The organism is Nostoc sp., assembly GCF_036916575.1.
Lineage (GTDB): Bacteria > Cyanobacteriota > Cyanobacteriia > Cyanobacteriales > Nostocaceae > Nostoc.
The window spans coordinates 116,218-136,661 of record NZ_JBALGC010000106.1 but is presented as its reverse complement, the minus strand read 5'-3'; the positions used below and the strand labels follow the sequence as shown (position 1 = coordinate 136,661).

The following is a 20,444-nucleotide window of genomic DNA, read 5'->3' as shown; positions in this document are numbered from 1 at the left end:
TCCCCATTTAAGGCACTAAACGCACAAACTTATTTTTGCCAACTTGTAAAACTTTACCTTGTAACTCGGCCACAGAAGCAAAAGTGGTATCAACATCAGTAATGCGATCGCCATCTAAACGCACTCCACCCTCTTGAATTTTCCGCTTTCCTTCCCCCGTACTTTTGCACAAGCCGCTGACGCAGAGAATATAAGCTAACTTAGCGGGAAACTGCTGCACCCCAGCTAGAGAAAATTCTGGAACTGCACCTTCCTTGCCGCCACTTTGGGCTGCTTCTTTGGCTTCTTGGGCTGCTGCTTCGCCGTGGTATTGCTTAACAACTTCCCATGCTAGAAGTGTTTGGCGATCGCGGGGATTTTCTGGGAGTTTGTCCAAAGGTAAATCCGTCAACAGTTCAAAATACTGTGACAGCAGATGATCTGGAACTCCTTGTAACTTCTGATACTTTTGTCCGGGATGTTCCGACAATCCGATATAATTACCTAAAGACTTTGACATTTTTTGCACCCCATCTGTGCCAATCAAAATTGGCAGCAGCATCCCAAACTGGGGCTTTTGACCAAAATGGCGCTGCAAATCTCTGCCCACGGCAATGTTAAATTTCTGATCAGTGCCGCCTAATTCCACATCTGCCTCAACTGCAACCGAATCAAAACCTTGCATTAACGGGTACAGGAACTCATGGATAAAAATCGGATTCTCTTTTCTATAGCGATCGGCAAATCCTTCCTTAGCCAACATCTGCCCCACCGTCATTGTGGAGAGTAACTCTAAAATTTTCTCTAAGTTTAACCCAGAGAGCCATTCGGAGTTATAACGCACCTCTAACCTTCCTGGTGTGTCAAAATCCAAGATAGGACGTACTTGGTCAAGATAAGTCTGAGCATTTTGCGCTACGTCTGCTTCTGTAAGCTGACGACGCACTTCAGATTTACCAGTCGGATCGCCAATGCGTGCGGTAAAATCGCCAATAATCAGAACTGCTATATGACCTGCATCTTGAAACGCTCGCAGCTTCCGTACTGGTATGCTATGACCGAGATGAATATCAGTGCCCGTCGGGTCAATCCCCAATTTGATCCTCAAAGGTTGATTTGTAGTTACCAAGCGCTTTTCTAGACTTTCACTGTTAACATCAACTGGTTGTGGGAAAACTTCTACTACACCACGACGCAGCCAAGCTAAATCTTGCGTCATACTAGAAAATCCACTATTAGCTATGTTTTGCACATTAGAAGTTAAGTTGGTTATAAACACTTGCAATTTATCCGCTTTCTGATCTGCCAAACTACTATAATTGCAAAAAATTAACCGCCTTGCTTCGCCCAATCAATTACAGTTAAATTTACAAGTGAGGAAGTGAAATCGCCGTGTCGTCGACTAGGACTTTTGAAGATAAACAACCACAGCGTCGGGCTTCATCAGGTTTTGAGTTTTTGAAAGGAGTCGGTCAGGTAACTGGCGGAACTCTCCTCTCAATCACCATGTTGGCAAGTTCCATTGTAGCCGGAGGACTGGTTGGTTTAGCGATTAGTTTCCGTAATTTGCCAGATGTGAGACAGCTACGTAACTTCTTTCCCTCAGAAACGACTTACATCTATGACGTTAAGGGTAAACTCTTAGCCAGTGTCCACGGAGAAGCCAACCGGGAAGTCGTACCCCTAGATAGAATTTCCCCTAATCTCAAACGGGCGGTATTGGCAAGTGAAGATAGCCACTTTTACGATCACCACGGTATTAACCCCAGTGGTGTTGGACGTGCTGTAGTAGTTAACGCTGTAGCAGGTGGAGTCCGAGAGGGTGGCTCTACTATCACCATGCAATTGGTAAAAAACCTGTTTTTGTCTCACAAGCGTGCCTTTACCCGCAAGTTAGCAGAGGCGGTGCTAGCAATTCGTTTAGAGCAAATTCTCACTAAAGACCAAATTTTAGAAATGTACCTCAATCAAGTTTATTGGGGTCATAACAATTATGGTGTACAAACGGCGGCCCGCAGTTACTTTAATAAGTCAGCAGAATATTTAAGCTTGGGTGAGTCAGCAATGATGGCGGGTTTGATCCAAGCCCCAGAAGAATTCAGCCCGTTTGTGAGCATGAAGCTGGCAAAACAAAAACAAAAAGAAGTGCTAGGACGGATGCTGGAATTGAATTGGATCAACCAGTCAGAGTATGACAATGCCCTCAAGCAAGAAATCAAACTTGGTAAAATCAAATCTTTTCAAGGTAGTGCCCTACCTTATGTAACCAATACTGTAGCGCAGGAGTTGGCTAAGAAGTTTGGGCGTGAGACACTACTCAAAGGCGGGATGCGGGTGCAAACTACAGTTGATGCCAACTTCCAAATCATGGCAGAAGAAACTGTCAGTAAGTGGCATAAAACACTCTTGGGGCAAGGATTATCTAAGAATCAAATGGCCCTGGTGGCAATTGATCCGCGCACACATTTTATCAAAGCACTGGTGGGTGGTATAGATCCTAAAACCAGTGAATTTAATCGTGCAACTCAAGCTCAACGCCAGCCCGGATCTTCTTTTAAGCCATTTGTATACTATACTGCTTTTTCTACTGGTAAGTATAGTCCAGACTCAACGGTGGTAGATGCCCCAGTTAGCTATCGAGATGGTAACGGTTGGTACTATCCCAGAAATTATGATGGCGGTTTTAGGGGAGCGATGCCAATCCGCACAGCTTTAGCCCAATCACGCAACATTCCCGTGATCAAGGTTGGTAAGGCTGTGGGGATGAATAGAGTCATAGAAACCTGCCGTACCTTGGGCATTACGAGTCCAATGGAACCTGTGACTTCTTTACCACTTGGGGCAATTGGTGTCACACCTTTGGAAATGGCTAGTGCCTATGCTACCTTTGCTAATTATGGCTGGCAATCGCCACCAACTGTAATTGCCCGTGTCACCGATAGTAGTGGTAACGTGTTGCTAGATAACACCCCTAAACCGCAGCTAGTTCTCGATCCTTGGGCATCAGCAGCAATTATCGATGTGATGCGATCGGTAATCTCTGAAGGTACAGGTAAAGGTGCTGCTATAGGTCGCCCAGCCGCAGGGAAGACGGGAACAACATCATCAGAAAAGGATATTTGGTTTGTTGGCACTGTGCCACAATTAACAACTGCTGTCTGGGTAGGGAGAGACGACAACAGACAATTAGCTGACCATGCAACAGGTGGTGCTATGGTCGCTCCCATTTGGAAAGATTTTATGGAGAAGGCACTTAAGAACGTACCAGCAGAAAACTTCAAGCCACCTTCGCAGTTTTCTCGCCCCAAGTCAAATTAAAGTTATGAGTTATGAGTTATGAGTTTATTGAGAACTCCTAACTCCTGTACAGACGCGATTAATCGCGTCTCTTCTAACTTTTGTTAGGGCTGCTTTTCTAGCTCGGCTTTCATCCTTTCTAAAGTGAGGTGCATTTGGTCAAACATTTGTTGCGGGGTGACACCGAACTGACCTAATTGCGTTTTCAGTTGTTCTACTGTCATTTGTGCCATGAAATCTTCTGATAGCTCGAAGCGCTTCATAAAGATGCGATATCGATCCATCATAGCTTCCATTTGCTCAATAAACAGCTTTTTACCATCGCGGTCAAATTTGCCGTAACCGTTGCCAAGCTTGATCAGCGCTTGATAATCCTCAAACAGCTGTTTTGCTTCTTGCTGAACTATCTCAGAATCGAAGAATCCCATATTGCTTAAATTAAACTGAGCGCCCAGACCCAGCAGCTTAATAGTTTTACTTCTATTTTTATTTTAGTCTAGGTGAGTAATCTAGTCACGAAGCTTCGGTTTTAGTACGGTTTGTTACCGAAATTTCAACACTTGACTTGAGAACGTTTCCTCTGGCTAAACCGACTTAATAAAGCCGCAATACTTATAGCTTTACCCATTGATTTAGGATTGATGTTTTCATCCAGTTGAATTTTCAGTCTGGGAGCGTATTTCAATGCTAGTGAATTTTCCGGGTTCAGTTTTAATGCTTGACGGATGTAAACCTTAGCCATCCCGATAAATTTCTGTTGGAGATGTACCAAACCTAATAAGGCATAATAGTCGCTGTTATTTGGCTCTAACTTGATGGCATCGCGCAGTTCTTGCACGGCTAGAGTCCATTTAGCTAGCCTGACGTACTCAATAGCTCGCTGGTAGTGACGTTGAGCATAGTTTGTCAAAACTGGTTTGACATTAGTTTTTTCATCTAATGTCAATTCAACAGGCTTGACTTCTACCTCTGGGGTTATCGGAATAGGTACTTGGGGCAGAAACAAATCAGGTTTGTGCAATCTTAAGTAAGTTAAATTCAGTATACTGATTTGTTGCGTTACCTGAAAAAATTTATCTAGTGATTTGTATTGAGCTTCTGCATAGAAGGCGATCGCTTCTTCGTAAAACAATTTTGCTTGGGGTGCAGACATTTTCATAATTTCCTCAGCTATGGCACTTTGAACAGACAAAGCTTGCTGCTGTAACACTCTTGCGTCTGATCGCAGCATCGCTATGGCAATAAAGCGCTTGTCTCGATGTTTGAGTTGTTCATAAGCTGGATTGATTAAATGGCTAAATATTACCGTTGCTAATTTCTGGTCTAAATTATGGTTTTTGGTATTGTGATCGGGATGTAGCAGTTTCGCTAAAGTGTGATAGCGTTTAAAAATCTGACGATCATCAGCACTCACAGAAATTCCTAGCACAGCGTAAGGATCACAAAGCTGTTCAAGCCATTCTGACGGTAGGAAGGTCTGTGACATCGTAGTAATCTAGATCCGTTAAAAACTTAAAATTAGCATTAAAGCTCAATGCACAGTCATGTGAAACTTACTCAAATTTATTCAAAAACTAAATCGTGACACTTACCATTCCAAAAGTCCGAAGGGCAAGTAGTTGACTAAAATGAATTTATATGTCCACTAGTACACTGTGCCGGAGTTTGCCTACCTTAACAAGGGGCTTAAGCCCCTTGTCTTGAGATGGTGGCTGGATTTGGATCGTGCTGTACTAGTCATTAGAAATTTGGCAATATAGCCAGGATGTTTACTACAATTACTTTTCTTATCTAGGAGACGCTACGCAAACATTTGAAATTTTGAGAGAAGTTGGAGCGTTGGTTTCCAGCGATAGGGCAGCGTAAAGCCTTCCTACGAGAGGCTGCGCCAACGCTTAGAGCGAGTCCGCAAGCGTCTGGCTTCGCCCGCCAACGTCTTCAACGAACTGAATTTCGGTGATGAGTGAGTTTTGAATTGTTTCTGTGCCTTTTGGCTGTCTTATTGTAGGAACTGTGGTATAGGTAGATTTATTAGAAATATGTTGACTAAGCGCAAAAGCCGAAGTGTTGCCGCTGTTTTAGCTTTTTCTGGCACGCTGGCAATTTCAGGATTACATAAATTTTATCTGGGACAGCCGTTGTGGGGTGTTTTATATGTGTTGCTTTCCTGGACGCCTATCCCCAAGGTAGCTAGTGCCATTGAGGGAGTTTGGTATTTAGCCCAAGACGAAGAAGCTTTTGATCGTAATTTTAATCTAGGCAAGTCAGTGGCAAGGAACTCACAACAGGTGAGTAATCAGGTAGGAGCGATCGCTGAGGCTTTGCGTGAATTAGATGCTCTGCGCCAGGATGGACTGATCTCAGAGTATGAATTTGAGCAAAAGCGCCGCCAATTACTAGACCAGATTTCTTGAGGTTAGCGACAACCATGAATAACTGGCTCCCTTTGAACCCCAGGCTGCAAAAACTCCGTGCCAAGCTCCTCAACGATCCCTACTATCGCCTACAATCTGGGGAAGAAATTCAGATAGCGGCAAAATTAGGTATTCGCATTGATGCTAATCAAGCCACTGTAGATGATTGGTTACGCCTACCAGGTTTGTCAATTCACCAAGCGCGATCGCTTGTGGAACTTTCACATTCGGGTGTGAAATTTTACTGTATTGAAGATATCGCTGCGGCTTTGGGTATGCCAGCGCAGCGGCTAGAGCCATTAACGCCTCTACTGAATTTTATTTATTATGACCACGAATCTCTAGAAAATCCTACGCCTGAAGTCAATCCGAATACAGCAACAGTTGAAAAGTTAACACAAATTCCATTTATAGATTTGTCTTTAGCGCAAGCAGTGGTTCAAAATCGGCAATCAGCTGGGCCTTACCGTAACCTGGCTGATTTTGGGCGGCGGTTGGAGCTATCTGGTGATGCGATCGCCCAACTGATGTATTATTTAAGGTTTTAAGTTAAAAGTTAGAAGTTTTAAAATATAGGGCTTCTCGTTTGTATGCAATACACTTTGACCTCACTTCCATTCCTCTCTCTTAAAAGGAGGAGCCACTGCGCTCTTGCGTGCCGACGAGCCTTGCATGTGGCATTAAAGGCTTTAAATCTTACTTTTCTTTCCTATAAGTGAAGGGGTTATTGGTTAGGTATCTATTGGACTCAACACAAAAGCGCTATAACTCCTAACTCCTAACTATTTAAATGAACCCAATGCGGTTGAGAGGCCAAAAGCGAAACGTTGCCCGACCGATGATATATTTTCTGGGTAAAAAGCCCCAATAGCGAGAGTCATTACTATCGTTGCGGTTATCTCCCATGACAAAAAATTCGTCTTCTGGGACTTTCACTGGTCGATATGGCTGATTTGGGGGTTCAGCGATGTAGTCTTCTACCAAGGGTTGACCGTTGAGGTAGACTTTGCCAGAAGCAACACTAATTACCTCACCAGACTTGCCAATAACTCGCTTGATGAAGGCTTGGTTTTTGGGATATCCTCGACGTTGTAGTTCTAGGGGTGGCTGAAAAACAATAATATCCCCAGTTATGGGAGGGTGAAAATGGTAGGAGATTTTTTCAACTACCAAGCGATCGCCAGTATGTAAGGTAGGCAACATCGAATCAGAAGGTATATAGCGGGGTTCGGCGATAAAAGTCCGGATCAGGAATGCCAAACACAATGCGATCGCAATTAAAATCAGATTTTCTTGCCAACTACGCCATACTTTTAACGACGCACGCTCTTTTTTTGCATCACTTTCCTGAGGAATCATAAAAGTTTCTAGCCAGTTTCAGAAGTGGAACAAATACCTTGATTATTTTGACTCAAAAGGTATATTTATAGGCAAGTTGGTTTCTGTACTAATCCATACAGAAGATAGATACCGTACTATTGCAATTTATTTGACTTGCCTGCCTAATATATGCGATTAAATCCCGTAATTACACGGTGACGATACATATAAAATTGTACTATTAATAAAAGATAAATCTCTTTAATTATCGAGAAAAACATTAACAGACAGAAAGCTTTTATAGCAATCCTAAATCATTTGTGAGAGAGCAAAAGGCTGAAAAGCTTATAAATGCGTACTTTCAATCTCCCTATTTTATCACAATTCAATTCGGATTGCTATAGTAATTTAAGCTAAAGTCTCAGCATCCAAAATAGAACTAAACTGCCAATAAAATTATTTTTGCTGAATGAGTCAAAAGTATCTAGATTAACGAATAAGTGCCCCTTGGCAATAATAAACTATATTGAATCAATTTTCGTCTGTCTATTTCATAGAAAGTACAAGGCAACATTCTGTCAGTTAAAAATTTAACTTTTTCTTAAAAATGAATAAATGGCAGCAGGCAGTAGAATATATTTTATCAAGAATAGAACTAATAGTTTATTATACTGTTATTTGAGAGATACTCCGTCTATTGCAAGTAGTTTTGTATGTTAATAAAATAATTCACTAAGCTGTAAATTATACAACTTTCCTGTCAGAAAGTCTTGCTATAAAAATTTCAGCCGATGAAAAGTGGAAATTGTAGGCGCAACAGCTTGGCTCATCTTATTTGCAAAGCTATAAAACTTGAAAGCATAATGCTGCCTTAGCGGTGAAGTGAAAGACAGTAACTAATTGAGAACTCCTATTAAGAGGATTTTGGGGTGTGGTTAATTATCTGATTGTGCTCCTTCTTGGAGCTAGGGGTAAGAATGTGGAAGTGCAGACCTTGCCTTTTATGAGTGGGTTGACATTAAACAGTACCAAGTATTGTATAAGTGTTCGTTCAAATCTAGAGCATCTAGAATTCAGTTAAAGCCACATAGTCTGTCTTCTCGATTGTAAATTTCCGTTAGTCCCAATTCCAATTTTCAGGATTACCAGAAAGCAACTGGTCTCTAAGATATCTAAAAAAATGTGCTATAACGTACCGTCATAACCGTGGTTGATGGTTCGATCTTTGAAGGAGCTATGAGGTGGAAAATAATAAGTCGTTTCTGTGGCCAGAAGGAATATTAATTGCGCTGCTTGCCTTATGTGGTGTTTTTAGCCTTGCTTTCATGATGCTTCTAAGACCAAATACTTCGGAGGCTCAGAGTAGACAAAGTACAAATGTCAAGGATGTAGCTGCAAACGTAGGAACTCAGCAGCGCATTGAAAAATTAAAGGCGGCGATGCTTACAAGTTGGCAGCAAGAAGCACAAGTAAAGGGACTAGCCTACTCTGTACCATCACGTTTTCAAGGGGCAATAATTAACGCGGCAAAACTCACTCAGGGTGAGAAAGTGATTGCTCTCACCTTTGATGATGGTCCTTGGCCTCAGACCACAGAGCAAGTACTAGATATCCTGAAATCAAATAATATCAAAGGGACGTTTTTTGTCGTCGGGCAGAATCTAAAAAATTATCCAGAAATAGGAAAGCAAATTGTAGCTCAAGGTCACGTAATTGCCAACCATACTTGGCATCACTGGTATCACTTCTTTAATCCACAAGCAGCAGCGTTTGAAATTGATCGCACAACAGACCTAATTTATCAAGTTACAGGTGCTAAAACAAATCTGTTCCGACCGCCTGGAGGCATCCTGCACAATGGATTAGCTGCTTATGCTAAAGGACAGAAATATACTATCGTGATCTGGTCGGCTGACTCTACAGACTACAAGTTGCCAACTGTACCAAGGTTGATCAATAACGTGATTAAAGATTCAAAGCCTGGTGGAATTGTACTAATGCATGATGGTGGTGGTAACCGTTCCAGAACTATACAAGCTTTACCAGAAATTATTAGCCACTTTAGAAAGCAAGGCTATCGTTTTGTTACTATTCCAGAACTTTTAGAAATGGAAGATACAGACCAAAAGTTGCTCGCTCACAAAAAGCAATAATTATTATTTATGGGTAATTGGTCAATAGTAATTGGCTAAAAAATAAAATTATATTTTCTGGTTAAGATCCATTATTTGTGAATCAGTTAGTGAAGATGCCCCCCTTAAAAAGGGGGACATTTTTTCTTTTTACCCATTTTTAAGGGGTAAATTTAGGTGACTGTGTTAGGCATCCAAAGGGGTTTTCACAAAGTAGACGTTTGTGCCGTGTCGCCAATGGCAGAAGAGGCTAAGGCAGAGGGTATGAGAATGATTATAGTCACTAATGACTAGTCACTAAACTCAACTCAGTTGTTTTTTCCTGATTAGTTTCTGGACTATCAGCTTCAGAAAGCGGGACTAACTGCCAGAATTGTGGTAAGAATTCTTGCCAGTGTTGCAGAATCTTCTTCGCTTTTGGAGAACCAGTTCGTTCTGCATGAGTTTTGATTAACTCTTGCAGCTGCTTTGCGCCTGCTTCTGTAATCACTCGCTGGATTTTGAAAATTTCTGGGTTGACTAACTCACGAAATGAGTCGTTTTCATCCAAAAAGTATGCCAGTCCACCAGTCATTCCAGCGGCTACGTTACGTCCTACTTTGCCGAGAACCACAATCACACCACCAGTCATGTATTCACAGCAGTGATCCCCAGCGCCTTCAATCACTGCTATGCCTTTGGAGTTTCTCACAGCAAAGCGTTCTCCTGCCAAGCCATTAGCAAATAACATACCACCAGTAGCACCATAGAGGCACGTATTGCCAACTATCACGTTTTGTGCTGCGTTATAGGTAGCATCACTTGGAGGTTTGATGATGATTTCACCACCATGCATCCCTTTACCTACATAGTCGTTTGCCTCTCCTTCCAGGGTCAGAATTATACCAGGGAGATTGAATGCACCAAAGCTTTGCCCAACACTACCTGTGAAGTTAAGATTAATTTGTCCTTCAAAGCCGCTGTCACCGTATTGAGAAGCGATCGCACCCGCTAATCTTGTGCCCACTGTTCTGTCAGTATTGATAATTGGGTAAGTCTTGGTGACAGTAGATTGATCCCTAATGGCAGCCTGAATTTCGGGGTTGGCAAGGAACTTGTCATCTAAAACCACGCCGTTGCTGTGGACTTCTTCATGCACTAACCAGCTACGATTGTCTTTGCTATTTGGTAGCTGAAGTAAACAGTTGAGATTAAGCGATTGCGTTTTGGTGAGTTTTACCTCTTGGCGCAGTTTTAACAAATCTGCACGTCCAATGATTTCTGACAAAGAACGGTAGCCAAGCCGTGCTAACAAACTACGCACTTCTTCGGCAATGAAGTAGAAGAAGTTGACAACTTGTTCCGGCATTCCCGTAAACCGCTTGCGGAGTTCTTCTTTTTGGGTAGTAACACCTACAGGACAGGTATTCAAGTGGCAAATTCGCGCCATAATACAGCCTTCAGCAATCATGGCAATGGAGCCGAAACCAAATTCTTCACCACCCATTAATGCACCTATTACCACATCCCAACCACTCTTGAGTCCGCCATCTACGCGTAAAATTACGCGATCGCGCAAGCTATTTTCCATCAAGACGCGATGTACTTCAGTTAAACCGAGTTCCCACGGTGAACCAGCGTGTTTAATCGAACTTAGTGGCGATGCACCTGTACCACCATCATGACCAGAAATCTGGATGATATCAGCATTTGCTTTGGCCACACCAGCGGCGATCGTGCCAATACCAACTTCTGCAACTAGCTTCACCGATACCTTTGCTTTGGGATTAATTTGGTGTAGGTCAAAAATCAGTTGCGCTAAGTCTTCAATGGAATAGATATCGTGGTGCGGTGGTGGCGATATCAGCGTTACGCCTGGTTTGGAGCGCCTTAACATTGCAATGTATTGGCTCACCTTCGGCCCTGGCAGTTGTCCACCTTCCCCAGGCTTCGCGCCTTGGGCAATTTTGATTTCAATTTGTTTGGCGTTGACTAGGTACTCTGGCGTCACACCAAAGCGTCCCGATGCAACTTGCTTAATCGCACTATAAGCTTTATCACCATTCCGCAATCCTTTTAAATGAGGTAGGGTTGGTGAGTGACCAGCCTCGTCTACATCATCCAGGACTGTATAGCGCACTGGGTCTTCGCCACCTTCCCCAGAGTTAGATTTACCGCCAATCCGGTTCATGGCGATCGCCAATGTCTCATGGGCTTCTCTTGACAAAGCCCCTAAAGACATGCCACCGGTGCAGAAGCGTTTGACAATTTCAGTTACCGATTCCACTTCTTCTAGAGGAACTGGAGTGCGATCGCCTTGGAAGTCTAGCAAGTCCCGCAAGGCCGTTACTGGTCTGCCTTGGAGGTGCTTTTTATAAACTTCGTAGTGGTCGTAGTTTTTACCATCTAGAGCCTTATGCAGTGCCTTAACCATTTCTGGGCTATTCATGTGATACTCGCCGCCAGGACGGTATTGCACAAAGCCCAGGTTTTCTAACTTTTTGGTCGTCAATTCCGGGAAAGCTTTGCTGTGGAAGGAAAGTACTTCATCAGCGAGTTCACTCACACTCAAACCACCGATGCGGGAAGTCGTACCACGGAATCCCAGTTCTATTAAATCCCCACCGATGCCAATCGCTTCAAAGATTTGGGCTGCTTGATAGCTGGAAAGCAGAGAAATTCCCATCTTAGAGAGAATTTTTAGTAAACCTGACTCTACTGCTTTGCGATAGTTTCCTAAAGCTTGTTCTACTGTGAGGGCTGGAATTTTCTCCACAGCCATTAATTTTTGGGTTTTGGGATCAATACACCAATCACGCACCGTGTCCAAAGCCATATAGGGGCAAACTGCACCAGCACCGTAGCCAATCAGACAAGCAAAGTGATGAGTACTCCAGCATTGGGCAGTATTGACAATCAGGGATGTTTTCATTCGCAACCCTTCACAAATCAGGTGGTGATGCACAGCACCCACTGCTAACAGGGGAGGAATGTAGGTATATTCTGTGCTGATCTCCCCATTATTAAGAGAGCTTGGGGGGCGGTCGCTTAATATTAAAATCTTTGCACCTGACCGTACTGACTCGGCTGCTTGTGCTTGTAAAGACTGGACTGCGGCTTTCAATCCTTCAGGGCCGCTGGCGATCGCAAATAGGGTTGACAACTCGGCTGTGGCAAATCCTGACAGCTTAATCGCCTCTAATTCAGCATCCGTTAACACTGGCGATTCCAGCTTCAATCTCCGAGCATACTCTGGCTTAGGTTCTAATAAGTTACCCCGTTCACCCAATTCTACTTTCAAAGACATCACTAGCTTTTCCCGTAGGGGATCGATCGCCGGGTTTGTCACCTGAGCAAAGCGCTGTTTGAAATAGTCATAAAGCAGGTGGGGCTTTTGTGACAGCACTGCTAAAGGAATATCATCCCCCATGCAGAAAGTCGGCTCGGAACCGGCGATCGCCATTGGCTGAATCACCATTTCTACATCTTCTGTGGTGTAGCCAAAGGCAGTTTGACGCTGAAGCAAGGTTTGCTTGTCAATTTTCTCAGTTGTACTATGCCCCTTACCATTTTCAGCAGCCAGATGTCCATTTCCATTCACATCTGACGACTGACTACTGACAATTTGTTTGAGTTCTTGACGGTACTGTTGCAGCCATTCTCCATATGGGTGCTGCTTGGCGATACGCTGCTTAATCTCCCAATTCTTAAGCACTTCATGCTTTACTAAATCTACGGCAATCATTTGCCCTGGCCCGAGTCTACCTTTTTCGACAATATTGGTTTCTGGAAAGTCCACTACACCAGCTTCGGAAGCTACAACAATATAGTCATCCTTGGTGATCACGTAGCGAGCTGGTCTTAAGCCATTACGATCTAGTGTTGCACCAACTTTTTTGCCATCGCTGAATACTAAAAGTGCTGGCCCATCCCACGCTTCTTGCAGACCACTGTAATATTCGTAGAAATCGGTAATTTCTGGAGAGTCACGTAAAGAAGGCTGATTTTGGTAAGCCTCTGGAACCATAATCATTAAAGCTTCCAAAGGGCTGCGTCCAGAACACACCAGCAATTCCAGTACGTTGTCTAGGGTAGCTGAGTCGCTGTTATCAATATGAACTAATGGCTTGAGTTCGTTGATGCGATCGCTCCATACAGGATGATTCAGGCTAGCTTCTCGTGCCATCATCCAGTTGATGTTACCCAACAAGGTATTGATTTCGCCGTTGTGACCCAAAAGCCGCATTGGTTGAGCTAGGGGCCACTTAGGCATCGTGTTAGTACTAAAGCGGCGGTGATAGACAGCAAAGGCGCTTTTGTAAGCTGGATTTTTGAAATCTTGATAAAAGCTGCCCAATACGGCGGAACGCACCATGCCTTTGTAGACAATTGTGCGGCTTGACAAGGAGCAGATATAAAATTCTTCTGAGATGTTATTTGCAACTTTACTAATTCGGCGGCGGGTAATATACAACTGTCGTTCCAATTCATCGCCACTTTTGTCAACAGAAGTTAGCAAAACTTGTTCAATCTGGGGTTGATTTTCTCTTGCTTGTACCCCCAGTAGATCAGGTTGTACTGGCACTACTCGCCAACCCAGTACAATCAATTTTTCTTCAGCAGCTACTTGCTCAACTGTCGTCCTAGCTTTTTGTGCTGCTTCTTGGTTTTGTGGTAGAAAAATCATCCCCACAGCTATATTATTGGTGGATGGAAATTCCTTCCCCTTTTGGGCAAAGTCTTGTTGGAACAACTCCCAAGGTATGGCTGTCAATACTCCTGCACCATCACCAGAATCTTGATCAGCGCTACAACCTCCCCGGTGCTCTAAACAGGTTAAAGCAGCTAAGGCTTTTTCTACAATTTCATGGCTGGTATGATTCTGACGATGAGCAATAAAACCGACACCACAGGCATCTCGTTCCTCTACTAACCACTTTTGCCCCTGATAGGTATCTCTTGAGATTATATCCGCCGTGATTTTCTGGTCTTGATTCATCGGTTTATTATTCATACCTTGTTCCTGAAGTATTGAGTTACCAATTTTGCCACTACTTGTGGGAAAAATTTCTAAATTCAGCGATCTGAGAAATATATCAGCACCGAAAATTTAGGGAAAAAAAATTTTAACTTCGGTTTTACTTTACTAGTTCATCCGTGTTAAAATATTTGCGTGTTATTTAAGTATTTATGCGATGTAAGACAAGCTACCTCCGCCAAGACATAATTTTTGCCCTGACAGTTTCTTTTTTATATTGTGAAACTAAGTATTTTCTCAATTTCCTTTTTCCAGATGCACGTTAGCTACTTATAGAGCCTATTTCGGCTCACCTGAAACAAAACTAAAACTGAACGCTGTCCGATGTTTTAAAGCCAAACTCATCCTGATCCGGCAATAAATTCAGCGTATTACAATATATACCCATTTGACAATTCCCAAATATTTTTGTTGTTGTCTAGAGTTTTACTGCTTACCACTTACCACATGTTTTTCTATTAACTAGACCTGACTGAAGTAGCAATAGTAGCAATCTTCAGTCAGGATTGAATATAATCCAGTTTTGATAACCAAGACTACCGTGTATAGTCTGGTTATAATTAGTGCTAGTTAAAACACTTGATTGCAGTGGCTTTAATGTCTAAAGTGATTGTTTATATCTAAAAGAGATAACAAGCCAATATATAGATTACCATGTTTTTTCAAAAATAAACTCATGGTTTTTTTATATTTCTCAATAATTAGTTAGTTTATACCTTGGGTGATATTTTTCAAAAGTACCTAGTAAATTATGGTAAAAATGCCGAATTGTTGCCAATCAGTAATTGGCGTTCGCAGATTTTTCCGGGCTACTGTGTCACCAATACTTTTGACAGCCCTGTGCTTAACTTCTACCTGTGCTACCAACGCCCAGGAGTCCCCGATAAACACCAAATTAACACCCAGGTTAACCTCACAGTCACCAGTACCTCCTTTAACAGGTGTGGCATCCTCTGGTAATCAAATTTCCCTCAATGGGCGTAGCTTACCAGGAAGTTGGTTGCAGCGACCTGGAAAATCTGGTCAGATCACAACTCATCTCAGTGACGGAGCATTCAGGCAATTAATTGGAGTAAATTTCTTAAACAGTAGTAATTGGGCAAGGCAACCAATACAGTGGTTTTCGTCGGTGACAACGCCACTAGTTTTAGCTACCAGGCTATTAGGAGCATATCGCTATTTGGATATTACTAATTTTGCTCAAACATCTGGATGGCAAATCCAAGCCAATGGCAACACCTTGGTAATTGCTACCCCAAAGGCGCAAGTCACAAATATTATTCAGAGTCAGCAATCTTTAGACGCGAATGTTAATCCTTTGCAACAGGTTCGCATTCTTGTCGATTTAGATCGTCCAACTCCCTGGCAAGTTACACAAGGGTCAACTGTAAAAAAAATTCAACCTCCATCTTCTGATCCAGACATCCCAACCGCAAAATCCACTGTACCGCCAAATCGAGAGTGGACAATTACCCTGGATGGAATAGCCGATCCCGTTTTGATAGAACGCTATACCCCTCAGCTACCAGCACCAACAGCAGCACCACCAATATTGCTGCCAAACCTGCTCAAACAATTATCACCAGCTACACCAACACAACCAATACTACCAGCACCAGCCCCAGCCCCAGCCCCTGAACCACTGATTCAACAAGTGGAGGTGGTGAAAAACCAAACCATTATTTCTCTGAGTGTTCCCTTTGGTTTATCGCCTCAAGTTAGTACTGTAGCTAACCCTAATCGCCTGATTATCGATATTCGACCCGATCCTTTAGAAGAACGAGATATTACTTGGGCCCCAGGATTGCGCTGGCGACAGCATTATGTCAACTTAGGCACAGAACGCTTTGGGGTGGTCTGGTTAGAGGTTAATCTGCGGAAATTTGGGCTAACGTTGAAACCCATGTGGGCTAGTAGTCCTGATGGGCTTGCGGGCACTGCTCCCTTAATTCAAACAGCACAACGTTACTTAGCGGTAGCTGGAATTAACGGTGGTTATTTTAACCGCAATAACAGATTGCCATTGGGTGCAATTCGTCGGGATAGTCAGTGGTTATCAGGCCCCATTCTGAACCGGGGTGCGATCGCTTGGAATGATTCTGGACAATTTTACTTCGGTCGTCTCACCTTAGAAGAAACTTTAATCACAGCAAATGACCAGCGCCTACCAATTCTGTTTCTCAACAGCGGCTACGTCCAGAGTGGCATTGCTCGTTACACCCCAGCTTGGGGATCAACTTACACGCCCTTGACAGACAACGAAATCATCATCGTGGTACAGAAAGACCAAATTACTCAACAGTTATCAGGCGGCAAAGTTGGTGGGACGGCGGTTCCGATTCCTCAAGATGGCTATCTCCTAACCTTACGCGCCAACGCTGCTAGTGCTGCTTCACAGCTACCGATTGGAAGCGCAGTAAGTATTTCCAGCGCCACTGCTCCGACTGATTTTAGTCGTTATCCCTACATTATCGGAGCTGGACCGCTATTAGTCCAAAATCGTCAAATTGTCCTTGATGCCAAAGGCGAAAAATTCAGCAATGCCTTTATTGCAGAAAAGGCTATTCGTAGCGGTATTTGCACAACAGCAACAGGCACACTGATGATTACTGCCATACATAATCGTATCGGCGGTTATGGGCCTAATTTGGCAGAACATGCCCAATTGATGCAACTCATGGGCTGTGTGGATGCCCTAAATTTGGACGGCGGTAGTTCTACCAGCCTTTACTTAGGAGGGCAACTACTCAACCGTTCGCCTAGTACCGCTGCTCGTGTTCATAACGGAATTGGTATTTTCTTGCAACCACGTTAACAATTCAAAATTTAAAATTCACGCATTAAAGACATTTTCAGACAGAGCGAAAAGTGTGGTCTTCTGTGCGATTCGTTGTAGGTGAATCACGGTATTCAGTTCGTACATAACGATACCAACCAAGGGACTTCCAACTAAAAAAATATCCTATTGCTGTGTAGGCAGGGGGGCAGGGAGCAGGGTGCAGGGGGAGAAAGAAAAATATTATCTGAGTAAACTGGATAATTTATTTTCTGGAAGTCCCCAATTCTAATGAGAAGGTTGAACTCTCGGAGGAATGCAGGTGCAAGTCCTGTCCACCAGACTCAGGTGTGACTCCCCACTTGCCCATACTGACCAGACTCGGTTTCTGGAGGGTGAAGCTCTCAACAGGGCGCAATCAGACACCCGTTTTGGGATAACATCAACTAAACGCTGGGAAAAAGACCGCAGGAGTAGATTTTTAAAGTTTAAAACAAGCTGCGATTTTGCTTGATGAAGACTTGATGTAGACATAGTAGTTTTAGTAGTGATGATTTACACCATAAGGTCTAATTTTGCTATGTTTATCAAAGTGCGACAAAATTGCTGATTTTTAACGTTGCAAGATAGCGCCAGATTTTTGATCAATAGTTAAGAGTACCAACGGTTTGTTATGTCTCCAAATGAGGTAACTATGGCTCGATATCAAGAAACTACACAGACTGACACTCTACACCTAGCTCCAGCCATCACTTCCAGAGGCGTTGCTGCAACTGAGTTACGTCCTTGGGGTGCTTTTACAGTTTTGGAAGAAGGACGCGGATACAAAATTAAGCGCATCGAAGTTAAGCCCGGACACCGCCTCAGTCTACAAATGCACCACCACCGCAGTGAACATTGGATTGTCGTCTCTGGTACAGCTAGGGTAGTTTGTGGTGAGCAAGAAGTTCTACTGAGCAATAATGAATCAACCTATGTACCCCAATGTACATCTCATCGTTTAGAGAATCCTGGCGTGATCCCCTTGGTGTTGATTGAAGTGCAAAATGGCGAATACTTGGGAGAAGATGATATTATTCGCTACCAAGATGACTATGCCCGTACTAAGGATTAAAACCAAAATAACGCTGTTAAAGCTCTAATCCCAAAATTAAATGTATTTTTGTGCAAACCGTCTTTGGTAACCACTGCACCCCAGAAGTCCCTACCTAGTTAAAGTGGGGACTGAAGCATGTTAGTGCTATAAATGTAGTAATAGCGATTGCGCTCATGGGTTCGATAATTTGGCACAGGGAGATGGCGACGGTCAACCCATCTGTAAAATGAAGATGGGGTATTCAATTGCAAAAAACAAGTTCCATGATTCATCTGAGTCAAGCAGCCGTGAGTGAGATTGGGCGAATCAAGTCCAAGCAGCAATCAAATGTCTTGTTTAGATTGGCAGTAAAACCAGGTGGTTGTTCCGGGTTCTTTTATGATATGTCCTTTGATGAAGCAATAAAAGTTGGCGACCAGCTTTTCGACTTGGATGAGATTCAAGTAGTCATAGACGCTGCAAGCTTAAATTACCTCAACGGTTTGAGGGTAGATTATTCAGAAGACTTAATGGGTGGTGGTTTTCGCTTCCATAACCCTCAGGCGACCGCTACCTGTGGCTGTGGCAATTCCTTCTCCATAACTAGTCAATAGTTCTTAATTAAAGATCATTTGCCAATAACAAAGTATCAATAAATTAAGGAAAAATCACAATTGACATAAAACCGGAAAAAACGATATAATCAGGATTTGTTAAAACTTAGACCATAAGCAGCTTTACGCGCTGTAACACATGCCAACAATACAGCAGCTAATACGTAATGAACGCGAACAAGCGCGTCAGAAAACCAAGTCCCCTGCTCTGAAACAATGTCCCCAACGTCGGGGAGTTTGTACCAGAGTATACACGACTACACCAAAAAAGCCTAACTCAGCTTTACGCAAAGTAGCAAGAGTAAGACTTACCTCTGGATTTGAAGTCACAGCTTACATTCCAGGCATTGGTCACAACTTACAAGAACACTCAGTTGTGATGATTCGCGGCGGTCGGGTTAAGGATCTACCAGGCGTGAGATACCACATTATCCGTGGCACCCTTGATACAGCCGGAGTCAAAGACCGCAAGCAAGGCCGTTCCAAATATGGAACCAAGCTTCCCAAAGAAGCTAAAAAATAGGATTAGGCGATTAATCGCATCCAACACGATTAATCGTCTACCTGAGAAGCGCTGAAAGACAAAAATAATGATCGCTGTTTGTGTTCTAACAGCAGTTATCAAGGCTGTTATGTCTGTTTCAAAAAATCAAGCAAGCTACACCTACACTAAGCGAGCAAGTGTACAAGTTCTGAAGAGAATGCTGTAACCAACAGCAAAATTCTAATCTGGACATTAAGGTTTATAGTCTTGTCACTTTGAGTATTTAGTTGCAGATAGCAAGTCAATGAATTTTAGATTTTAGATTTGCGATAGCGTAGCGTAAAGCTTTCTCCTAATGGAGACGCTCTTGTTAGCTGGCTTTTGAGTAGGGATACGGCATAGCTTCTCTACGAGAGGCTGCGCCAACGCTTGAAGCAAGTCTTCTCCCTATAGCCCTTCTCAAGACAAGAGACATTGTTCGCGTTCGGGCATTATACGGCAGGCGCTAGCCTTTCCCTTTGGGAGAAGGGAAGACGCAAGGGCGAACGAGCGTCTTTTGGATTAGTCGAACCCACAAGGGGATCAGGCTTACAGACTTTTGATTTTTTCCGACCCGTGTGGTCGAAACATCTAGCGAAAACTCTTAATCCAAAAATCCAAGTTGCGCTGGAAGCGCACCAAAGGTGCGACCAAAATCCAAAATTCGCAGTCAATTAAGTCAGCCTTGCTGCAACGGTCGAAAAAAATTGAGGAAGTCTGAGGGTTGGGTTCCACCGCTTTTAGTTTCCGCTGTCTGATAGCATATAATTTCGTTGCCAATTCCGAATTAAAGGTGAAGTATGTCTCGTCGTGGTGTTATTCAAAGGCGCCCAGTTCCGTCTGACTCCGTATATAATAGTCGCCTTGTGAGCATGATTATCAGGCGAATCATGCGTCATGGCAAGAAATCACTTGCCGCACGCATTGTTTATGATGCATTGAAAACTATTGAAGAACGCACTGGTAGCGCTGCCTTGGAAACCTTTGAAAGAGCAGTGCGAAATGCCACGCCTTTAGTAGAAGTAAAAGCTCGGCGAGTTGGTGGAGCAACCTACCAAGTACCAATGGAAGTGCGTTCAGAACGGGGCACTACCCTAGCATTGCGTTGGTTAGTGCAATATTCTCGGTCTAGACCAGGCCGGACGATGGCAAGCAAATTGGCAAATGAGTTAATGGATGCTGCCAACGAAACTGGAAATGCGATTCGGAAACGAGAAGAAACGCACCGGATGGCGGAAGCTAACAAAGCATTTGCACACTATCGTTACTAAGTAGAAAAGCGATATATCGCCTTATT

14 protein-coding genes are annotated in these 20,444 nt (G+C 43.3%); 9 read left to right on the top strand and 5 right to left on the bottom strand.

Going from position 1 to position 20,444, the window contains the following annotated elements; translation table 11 throughout:
• Positions 1–7: 7 nt before the first annotated feature.
• Positions 8–1,198, bottom strand: coding sequence for a tyrosine--tRNA ligase (gene tyrS, locus V7L29_RS23465; protein WP_334736987.1), 1,191 nt, complete (start codon positions 1,196–1,198; stop codon positions 8–10).
• Positions 1,199–1,371: 173 nt separating this feature from the next.
• Between tyrS and V7L29_RS23460 the strand changes: the two genes are divergently transcribed.
• On the top strand, positions 1,372–3,297 hold the full coding sequence (locus tag V7L29_RS23460) for a transglycosylase domain-containing protein (protein WP_334693307.1): 1,926 nt from the start codon (positions 1,372–1,374) through the stop codon (positions 3,295–3,297).
• An 83-nt stretch (positions 3,298–3,380) separates the two neighbouring features.
• Here V7L29_RS23460 and V7L29_RS23455 read toward each other — a convergent pair whose 3' ends face one another.
• Positions 3,381–3,704, bottom strand: coding sequence for a DUF1825 family protein (locus tag V7L29_RS23455; RefSeq protein WP_334736957.1), 324 nt, complete (start codon positions 3,702–3,704; stop codon positions 3,381–3,383).
• A 125-nt stretch (positions 3,705–3,829) separates the two neighbouring features.
• Positions 3,830–4,762 (bottom strand): J domain-containing protein, encoded by a 933-nt coding sequence (locus V7L29_RS23450; protein ID WP_334736956.1) that lies wholly within the window; start codon positions 4,760–4,762, stop codon positions 3,830–3,832.
• A gap of 553 nt (positions 4,763–5,315) precedes the next feature.
• Here V7L29_RS23450 and V7L29_RS23445 point away from each other — a divergent pair.
• Both V7L29_RS23445 and V7L29_RS23440 read left to right on the top strand, forming a co-directional pair.
• Positions 5,316–5,690, top strand: coding sequence for an NINE protein (locus V7L29_RS23445; protein ID WP_334736955.1), 375 nt, complete (start codon positions 5,316–5,318; stop codon positions 5,688–5,690).
• A 14-nt stretch (positions 5,691–5,704) separates the two neighbouring features.
• Positions 5,705–6,238 carry a ComEA family DNA-binding protein gene (locus V7L29_RS23440; RefSeq protein ID WP_334693311.1) on the top strand — a complete coding sequence of 178 codons (534 nt, stop codon included), beginning with the start codon at positions 5,705–5,707 and terminating at the stop codon, positions 6,236–6,238.
• A gap of 238 nt (positions 6,239–6,476) precedes the next feature.
• Here the strand turns inward: V7L29_RS23440 and lepB are convergent, their stop codons facing one another.
• Positions 6,477–7,049, bottom strand: coding sequence for a signal peptidase I (gene lepB, locus V7L29_RS23435; RefSeq protein ID WP_334693312.1), 573 nt, complete (start codon positions 7,047–7,049; stop codon positions 6,477–6,479).
• 1,202 nt (positions 7,050–8,251) lie between these two features.
• Here lepB and V7L29_RS23430 point away from each other — a divergent pair.
• Positions 8,252–9,163: a polysaccharide deacetylase family protein gene (locus V7L29_RS23430; RefSeq protein WP_334693313.1), complete on the top strand. Its 912-nt coding sequence runs from the start codon at positions 8,252–8,254 to the stop codon at positions 9,161–9,163.
• A 262-nt stretch (positions 9,164–9,425) separates the two neighbouring features.
• Here the strand turns inward: V7L29_RS23430 and V7L29_RS23425 are convergent, their stop codons facing one another.
• On the bottom strand, positions 9,426–14,135 hold the full coding sequence (locus tag V7L29_RS23425; protein WP_334736954.1) for a glutamate synthase-related protein: 4,710 nt from the start codon (positions 14,133–14,135) through the stop codon (positions 9,426–9,428).
• A 784-nt stretch (positions 14,136–14,919) separates the two neighbouring features.
• Here V7L29_RS23425 and V7L29_RS23420 point away from each other — a divergent pair.
• The 5 genes from V7L29_RS23420 to rpsG all read left to right on the top strand — a co-directional run bounded on the left by V7L29_RS23420 (position 14,920) and on the right by rpsG (position 20,418).
• Positions 14,920–16,974: a phosphodiester glycosidase family protein gene (locus tag V7L29_RS23420; RefSeq protein ID WP_334736953.1), complete on the top strand. Its 2,055-nt coding sequence runs from the start codon at positions 14,920–14,922 to the stop codon at positions 16,972–16,974.
• 655 nt (positions 16,975–17,629) lie between these two features.
• On the top strand, positions 17,630–18,049 hold the full coding sequence (locus V7L29_RS23415) for a cupin domain-containing protein (protein ID WP_334693343.1): 420 nt from the start codon (positions 17,630–17,632) through the stop codon (positions 18,047–18,049).
• 245 nt (positions 18,050–18,294) lie between these two features.
• Positions 18,295–18,624 carry a HesB/IscA family protein gene (locus tag V7L29_RS23410; protein ID WP_334693316.1) on the top strand — a complete coding sequence of 110 codons (330 nt, stop codon included), beginning with the start codon at positions 18,295–18,297 and terminating at the stop codon, positions 18,622–18,624.
• Between the two features lie 139 nt (positions 18,625–18,763).
• The gene (gene rpsL, locus V7L29_RS23405) at positions 18,764–19,147 is read left to right on the top strand and encodes a 30S ribosomal protein S12 (protein ID WP_334693317.1); all 384 of its coding nucleotides are present in this window, start codon (positions 18,764–18,766) and stop codon (positions 19,145–19,147) included.
• Positions 19,148–19,947: 800 nt separating this feature from the next.
• Positions 19,948–20,418: a 30S ribosomal protein S7 gene (rpsG, locus tag V7L29_RS23400; RefSeq protein WP_229465239.1), complete on the top strand. Its 471-nt coding sequence runs from the start codon at positions 19,948–19,950 to the stop codon at positions 20,416–20,418.
• Positions 20,419–20,444: the final 26 nt, after the last annotated feature.

Bases quoted from the DNA above. Each gene is read 5' to 3' on its own strand.
- V7L29_RS23425 (WP_334736954.1), bottom strand. From the start codon at position 14,135: ATGAATAATAAACCGATGAATCAAGACCAGAAAATCACGGCGGATATA.
- rpsL (WP_334693317.1), top strand. From the start codon at position 18,764: ATGCCAACAATACAGCAGCTAATACGTAATGAACGCGAACAAGCGCGT.
- V7L29_RS23440 (WP_334693311.1), top strand. From the start codon at position 5,705: ATGAATAACTGGCTCCCTTTGAACCCCAGGCTGCAAAAACTCCGTGCC.
- rpsG (WP_229465239.1), top strand. From the start codon at position 19,948: ATGTCTCGTCGTGGTGTTATTCAAAGGCGCCCAGTTCCGTCTGACTCC.
- V7L29_RS23445 (WP_334736955.1), top strand. From the start codon at position 5,316: ATGTTGACTAAGCGCAAAAGCCGAAGTGTTGCCGCTGTTTTAGCTTTT.
- V7L29_RS23450 (WP_334736956.1), bottom strand. From the start codon at position 4,762: ATGTCACAGACCTTCCTACCGTCAGAATGGCTTGAACAGCTTTGTGAT.
- V7L29_RS23420 (WP_334736953.1), top strand. From the start codon at position 14,920: ATGCCGAATTGTTGCCAATCAGTAATTGGCGTTCGCAGATTTTTCCGG.
- tyrS (WP_334736987.1), bottom strand. From the start codon at position 1,198: ATGACGCAAGATTTAGCTTGGCTGCGTCGTGGTGTAGTAGAAGTTTTC.
- V7L29_RS23415 (WP_334693343.1), top strand. From the start codon at position 17,630: ATGGCTCGATATCAAGAAACTACACAGACTGACACTCTACACCTAGCT.
- V7L29_RS23455 (WP_334736957.1), bottom strand. From the start codon at position 3,704: ATGGGATTCTTCGATTCTGAGATAGTTCAGCAAGAAGCAAAACAGCTG.
- V7L29_RS23410 (WP_334693316.1), top strand. From the start codon at position 18,295: ATGATTCATCTGAGTCAAGCAGCCGTGAGTGAGATTGGGCGAATCAAG.
- lepB (WP_334693312.1), bottom strand. From the start codon at position 7,049: ATGATTCCTCAGGAAAGTGATGCAAAAAAAGAGCGTGCGTCGTTAAAA.